Origin of the sequence: Myxosarcina sp. GI1, assembly GCF_000756305.1 — a bacterium.
Lineage (GTDB): Bacteria > Cyanobacteriota > Cyanobacteriia > Cyanobacteriales > Xenococcaceae > Myxosarcina.
Map to the genome: position 1 here is coordinate 244,064 of NZ_JRFE01000019.1, position 6,250 is coordinate 250,313.

Here is a 6,250-nt window from a genome sequence, read left to right on the forward strand (position 1 = left end):
GATCGCTGTTACTCCCAATAATCGAGAAAAGAACCCTGATTGATTCCCGTAAGGCGACGATACTGCAACACTGCCTCAGCTTCACTCAATCCAGCAACGATATCCACCGCCATGCGAGTTTTTTCTAGTTTTATGTCTTCTCCATTGGTAGCACGAGATTCCAAATCTAAATATTCTCGAACAAATCTGGCAGGAATAAAGCTAAGATCTCTGGCTTGAATGGCTTCTAAATAAATTTCAAATAATGTGCGAATAATTCTTTTTTGCCCGTATCTTTGAGTAGCCAAACGGGGGTTAGAAATTACGTAAGACCAAACAATACGCTGCAAAAACTTAAGCTCCTCTTCTTTGGCTCGGTCGTATTGTAAGTAACCGCGATCGCCATACTCTGTAGTCAGACTTACCGAATGAATATAATTTTGAATTAACTGGGAACTAATCCTTTTTATCTGAGCTTTTTGCTCGAACGAACCAGGTCGATATTGTCCTTTAAGATTATAGGTAGCATCGAGAAAATTTTGAAAGCGATCGGGATTTTGTTTGACTGCTTTGGCAACATAGTTATGAGAAGATTCTCGCAGCCACTCAGTAATAAATCTATTTAATTCATCTCGGTCGGTTGCTAATAATTCTAAAGGAATTAAACCAGCTAAATAAAAATCTTCCAGGTCATGGACGCTATAGGTAATGTCGTCAGCAAAGTCCATAATGCTGGCTTCGATGGTTTGGCGTTTGTTTTGGTCTGGTCGGACAAATAGAAAAGCTGCTTTATCGAGATCGTATATAGAATATTTGCGCTGTTGTTTCGACCGAGGAATTAGCGATCGCATCCAGGGATATTTGCAAACTGCATTGAGAGTTGCCCTGGTTAAATTCAAACCATAATAATCGATCCGATGAATTGCCAGGCGGGTCAAAATGCGAAACGATTGAGCGTTACCTTCAAAACCATCGGCTAAACCTGCCTCTCTAGCACAGCGGTCTAATTCTTCTTCGGCAGTGTGTCCAAAAGGAGGATGTCCGAGATCGTGTCCTAATGCACCTGCTTCTACCACATCGGGAGCGACACCGCCAACGTCCGCAGCTATATCTGGCTGTTGGACTAGCAATTTTTCAGACAGTCTTCTGGCAACTTGAGCTACTTTTAAAGAATGAGTCAGACGGTTGTGAAACACATGACCTTCCTGGGCACTTACTACCTGAGTTACCTGTGCCAAACGTCGAAACGCCGAAGAATACAGAATGCGATCGCGATCTATTTGAAAAGCCTGGCGACTGTCTCCTGGTTTGTGACCTCGATCGCTAAATAAACTGTGCTGTCTTTCTTCTCGGCTTAACATCACTACCGATCCTTAAAATTACTTTACTTCCACTTTAAACACACAAAGTAGTTAGTGGTTAGTAGTTAGTAGTTGCCTGTTTAAATCTGGGAACCTATTTTATCGACCCAATCACTCAAGTTGTCACGATTGAGACGATAGCTCAAAGGATGAGCGATCAGTCTAGCGCTACTTTCGTATAAAACGTCAATTTCAATTAAGCCATTATCTTTTAGAGTACGTCCAGTAGAAACTAAATCGACAATCGCTTCAGACATTCCAGTAATTGGTCCGAGTTCTACCGAACCAGACAGAGGTACAATTTCAACAGGCAAATCGATACTTTCAAAATGCTCTTTAGCACAATTGACAAATTTAGAAGCCACTCTACCATGAGGTGGTAGTTCGAGCGATCGCTTGTAGCTACTAGTTGCGGGTACGGCAACAGACATACGGCAATAGCCAAACTGAAGGTCGCTTAAATTAGCAACCTGGGGCTGTTTTTCACGCAAAACATCGTAACCGACAATGCCTAGCTGTGCCTGTCCGTATTCCACGTACACGGGAACATCCTGCGCTCTAACTAACAAAGCGCGAGCAGTTTGAGTAGACTCGACTTTTTGTAGCTGTCGATTGCTTTTATCGAGAAACACACTAAAATCCCAACCAATATTTTGCAAGATTTTAATACTGTCTTTTAATAATGCGCCTTTGGGTAAAGCAATAGTAATCATAAAAATACTTTGTCAGAATCAATCTCGATTTTCTCAATCTCAAGCTGCATATTCTAAGTTACCATCGCCTGGGCATCGGTGTTAGGCAATCTATTTCTATCGAGCCAAACCTTGCTAATGTCAGGAAACAAAGATACAAAGTCTTTGAATTTAACAGAAACTTTGTCAATATAGTTAACTAATACACAAAAATTTATTTGAGAAATGATAAGCTCGATGCGTAAATACAAAAGTAATTAAGTCGATTATTTTTGCTGCTGCGTCTTCGGGTAATCGTATTAACATCTATCATTACATAGCAGAGGTTTCACTGGAATGGATTGCAGGCACATTCAGTTCTGTACGGATAAATCAAAAGTCGATTTTTCTCAACTGCAAGACTTATTTAAAGCTGGTGCTTTTTGGGCGAGAGAACGCAAACTAGAAGATTTACAAATTGCGATCGCTAACAGCAATCCCATAGTTACTGTTTGGGATAATCTACGTTTGATTGGCTTTGCCAGGGCTACGTCTGATGGTATTTATCGCGCTGGCATTTGGGACGTAGTCGTTCATCCAGACTATCAGGGTATCGGGTTAGGACGCAAATTAGTTGAAACGGTATTATCTCATCCCCACGTAAACAAAGTAGAACGAGTTTATTTGACGACAACCTATCAACAAAGTTTTTACGAGCGCATCGGCTTCGTACGTAACGATACGACTACGATGGTATTGTATAACTCTCAACCTGCTGCCAACTTGTCTTTATTGCAGCAGCGATCGCCAGCAGAAGCGAAGTCTTAGTTTTAAATTCGGCTAAAAAAGTTTATAAAGCAGTAATGCCAGACCGCTCTTGTGTCTACTAATTCTAAACTTGAAGAATACTTATAAAGCGCAGAAGCGCACGACGGAACGTGCCAATAATCAAAGATTGACGATTCGACGTACATCGAATGACGTTCGCTACCGCGTTACGTAGCCAACATCTAGTAACAGTAGTAATCTTTTGTATGGTATTACTCCCTTGGCAACACCATGTTTTGTTTGTTATTTCTAGCTTTCTGGTTCGGAATCGCCAAAATTAAGTAATTCTTTTCTCGAACTTTTCAATTGATGCCATAGCTCTTTAATACGATGATAGGCATCATCTGAAGAAATTTTGCCATTAGTTTCCAAGCCACAGATGTAGGCTGTCTTTTGGGCAAATTCTTGAAGATTGGCGTTGAAAGCTAAGTTTCCAGGAGAAAAATCTCCTCGGTAACTGCTTCGAGGATATAAAAACTTATCTTTGCTATTTTCTGGCTTGTCGGTCATATTAAAATCTCTAGACTTACAATTATTTTACCTACTAAAAATTTTTAGTATAAAAAAACTATTTACCAGCACCTATTGATATTAAGGCTCGAATGAGTTGCTACTATAGCAATCGCTATTAGCTATTTTAATAACTTACTTCTTACTTAAAACGGCTAATAGCTTTTTGATAAAATCAATTCGACATTCAACACATTAGACTAAAAAATCATCCACCTGACTTCAATTTATTAAGGAAGACAAAAAAGCTGTTATCTTATGGGGAGATAAATTAAGCAAGATCGTGTCGAGGATTATTTTTCTAGAATGAGTTACCAACGGGTTTTATTAAAATTAAGCGGCGAAGCCTTGATGGGTAATTTAGGCTATGGTATCGATCCGACAGTAGTTGCAGAAATTGCTCAAGAAATAGCCAATGTCGTAAAAAGTGGCGTACAGATAGCAGTTGTAGTTGGTGGCGGTAATATTTTTAGAGGTATGAAAGCTTCTGCCGCAGGTATGGATCGAGCGACTGCCGACTATATTGGTATGATTGCCACAGTCATGAACGCCATGACTTTACAAGATGCTTTAGAGCAGATTGGTATTGCCAGCCGACTGCAAACAGCGATCGCCATGCAGGAAGTTGCAGAACCATATATTCGCCGTCGTGCTATTCGCCATCTAGAAAGAGGAAGGGTAGTTATTTTTGGCGCGGGTTCGGGAAATCCCTTTTTTACCACCGATACTACTGCCGCACTAAGAGCCGCCGAAATTGATGCGGAAATTATTTTTAAAGCGACTAAAGTTGATGGTATCTATGACTGCGATCCTAAAACCAATGCTAATGCTCATCTCTATCAAACGCTAACATACAATCATGTCCTGACTCACGAACTAAAAGTAATGGACAGTACGGCGATCGCGCTGTGCAAAGAAAATGATATTCCCATTTTGGTCTTCAACCTGGCGGTGCGTGGTAACATTGTCCGTGCGGCTAAGGGTGAACCTGTTGGAACAACTGTAGGAGGAAGCTGTGAAGTTAGCTGAAGTAAGAAAAAATATGCAGAAGACGATTGAGGCAACTCAAAGGTCTTTTAATACCATTCGGACTGGTAGAGCTAATGCTGCTCTATTAGACCGAGTTATGGTGGAATATTACGGCATGGATACCCCATTAAAATCTCTTGCCAATATTAGTGTTCCTGACTCTAGTACTATTACCATCCAGCCTTTTGATAAGGGAAGCGCGGCTCAAATTGAAAAGGCAATTGCTATGTCCGATATTGGATTGACCCCTAATAACGATGGCGAACTAATTCGTTTGAATATTCCTCCTCTAACTAAAGAACGCCGCCAGCAATTAGTAAAAACGGCAGGKAAACTAGCTGAAGAAGGCAAGGTGGCAATCCGCAATATTCGCCGCGATGCGATCGACAGCGTCCGTAAAGAAGAAAAAAACAGCGATATTTCTGAAGATGAATCGCGAGACTTACAGGACGAAATTCAACAAATCACCGATGAGTTCAACCAAAAAATTGACGATCTTTTAGCAGTTAAAGAAAAAGATATTACTACCGTTTGATAAGGTTAGAGGATACCTGACTTTTACCAACTAAACCAACTCGGTCACTATTGACCGATATTTTTTTTGACGTTAGTACAACGCGGAACTTTGAGTTTGGCTTTTAGTCGGTAACGTACTTTATCATATGCCACTTTATTTATTTTTATACTGTACTAGTGTAAAGCTTTTCAATCTATAGTTTCGATCGCAAATCCTATAGATTACCTGACAATTATCAATAAATAATATATAGAAGTTACTCAGGGAGCATCCCATTTTGGCAAATAGACTAAGCAGCAATTTGTCTATTAAGATAAGCACAGCGCAATCGCAACATTGGACTGACTGAATTAAAATTCCATTGCGCTCCTGAAATTTTTAAACGGCGATCGAGTTGTTTAATAGCTGATTCGACTGCCCCAGAACCAATTGAAATATAATCTTCAGCTTGTAATAGCTCGTAATTAACTAGACGATGACGGTGTTTTTCAACATAAGCAATAAATTTCCGCGCTCGTTTAGGACATTCTTGTTGAAATAAAGAGATCGCTTGCTCGACTTCTCCTTGCCATAAAAATGTTTCTGCCTGTCTCAGGCGTTTTAATGAACCACCAACTTTGAACAAGTTTTCTTTGAGATGAAACCAATCTAGAATTTCATATCGTTGTTGTGTGGTAGAAATTTGACTAAAAAGATTCCACACTCCTGAATGTCCATCTCCCAGACAGATTAGGGGATTTGTTAATACTTGAGAATTAATCCATGCAGTTAACTCTTCTTTCCTTCGGAATGTTGCCCCGTAATATACTCCCGACAAACGCGCTGCTTGATAGTCTCGCCATTCACATTTTTCTCCTCGGCGTTGAGTTCTCAATCTTACTTTACCTCCATCAAGACATACCTCATGAATGGCTATTGGGCTATCGGGAAAATCTAAATGCTTTTGTTTTGTATAAACTTGTCTTTGTAAGGTGCTATGTCCTACTTTCATTCCTGTCAGCAAAAATAGATCTTGTTCTGCTTGAGAGAACGATTCATTAGCACTCAAACATAGACAACATTTTTGAAGTAAAGGACTAATACGAGTTCTTGCTTCTACAGCTTGCTTTTCTAATTGTCTGTGACGTAGACGTAGTTTTCCTACAGAGCTTTTAATTATTCGCTCTTTCCCGATGTTTGTTTGAGTTTTTTGTTTGACAAAAAAGCGGTGCGACCCCGCTGCGGTTTCCGCAGCTAGGGAACGCGCACCAAGACAAATGCCATTTTAGGTCCAACTGATTCCAAGAGATGTTCTCTGACTGATTTTTCTATATCCTCCAAAGTTTGGCGCGGACTGGAGTCCGCCGACGTTCCAA

General features: G+C 40.3%; 7 protein-coding genes. 3 read left to right on the forward strand and 4 right to left on the reverse strand.

Translation table 11 applies throughout. The annotated features are described in order from the left end of the window. Positions 1-8 precede the first annotated feature (8 nt). Positions 9-1,340 carry a deoxyguanosinetriphosphate triphosphohydrolase family protein gene (locus KV40_RS15200; protein WP_036483071.1) on the reverse strand — a complete coding sequence of 444 codons (1,332 nt, stop codon included), beginning with the start codon at positions 1,338-1,340 and terminating at the stop codon, positions 9-11. 80 nt (positions 1,341-1,420) lie between these two features. Continuing rightward, positions 1,421-2,053 carry an ATP phosphoribosyltransferase gene (gene hisG / locus KV40_RS15205; protein WP_036483074.1) on the reverse strand — a complete coding sequence of 211 codons (633 nt, stop codon included), beginning with the start codon at positions 2,051-2,053 and terminating at the stop codon, positions 1,421-1,423. 315 nt (positions 2,054-2,368) lie between these two features. Here hisG and KV40_RS15210 point away from each other — a divergent pair, with 315 nt between their 5' ends. Beyond that, on the forward strand, positions 2,369-2,839 hold the full coding sequence (locus tag KV40_RS15210) for a GNAT family N-acetyltransferase (RefSeq protein WP_036483076.1): 471 nt from the start codon (positions 2,369-2,371) through the stop codon (positions 2,837-2,839). A gap of 249 nt (positions 2,840-3,088) precedes the next feature. Here KV40_RS15210 and KV40_RS15215 read toward each other — a convergent pair whose 3' ends face one another. Next, positions 3,089-3,349 (reverse strand): hypothetical protein, encoded by a 261-nt coding sequence (locus KV40_RS15215; protein WP_036483078.1) that lies wholly within the window; start codon positions 3,347-3,349, stop codon positions 3,089-3,091. A gap of 306 nt (positions 3,350-3,655) precedes the next feature. On the opposite strand from KV40_RS15215, the gene pyrH reads away from it, so the two are divergent. Together pyrH and frr are read left to right on the forward strand one after the other, a co-directional pair. Next, positions 3,656-4,378 (forward strand): UMP kinase, encoded by a 723-nt coding sequence (pyrH, locus tag KV40_RS15220; RefSeq protein ID WP_036483080.1) that lies wholly within the window; start codon positions 3,656-3,658, stop codon positions 4,376-4,378. Then, complete coding sequence (gene frr / locus KV40_RS15225; RefSeq protein WP_036483081.1) at positions 4,365-4,913, forward strand: ribosome recycling factor; 549 nt, start codon at positions 4,365-4,367, stop codon at positions 4,911-4,913. The genes pyrH and frr overlap by 14 nt, the downstream gene beginning before the upstream one ends. 271 nt (positions 4,914-5,184) lie before the next feature. On the opposite strand, the gene KV40_RS15230 is transcribed toward frr, so the two are convergent. Then, entirely contained in the window at positions 5,185-6,153 is a 969-nt protein-coding gene (locus KV40_RS15230; protein ID WP_156113950.1) for an ISKra4 family transposase, read from the reverse strand. Positions 6,154-6,250: the final 97 nt, after the last annotated feature.

Coding starts and splice junctions, on each gene's coding strand:
- KV40_RS15210 (WP_036483076.1), top strand. CDS start 2,369: ATGGATTGCAGGCACATTCAGTTCTGTACGGATAAATCAAAAGTCGAT.
- KV40_RS15200 (WP_036483071.1), bottom strand. CDS start 1,340: ATGTTAAGCCGAGAAGAAAGACAGCACAGTTTATTTAGCGATCGAGGT.
- KV40_RS15215 (WP_036483078.1), bottom strand. CDS start 3,349: ATGACCGACAAGCCAGAAAATAGCAAAGATAAGTTTTTATATCCTCGA.
- hisG (WP_036483074.1), bottom strand. CDS start 2,053: ATGATTACTATTGCTTTACCCAAAGGCGCATTATTAAAAGACAGTATT.
- pyrH (WP_036483080.1), top strand. CDS start 3,656: ATGAGTTACCAACGGGTTTTATTAAAATTAAGCGGCGAAGCCTTGATG.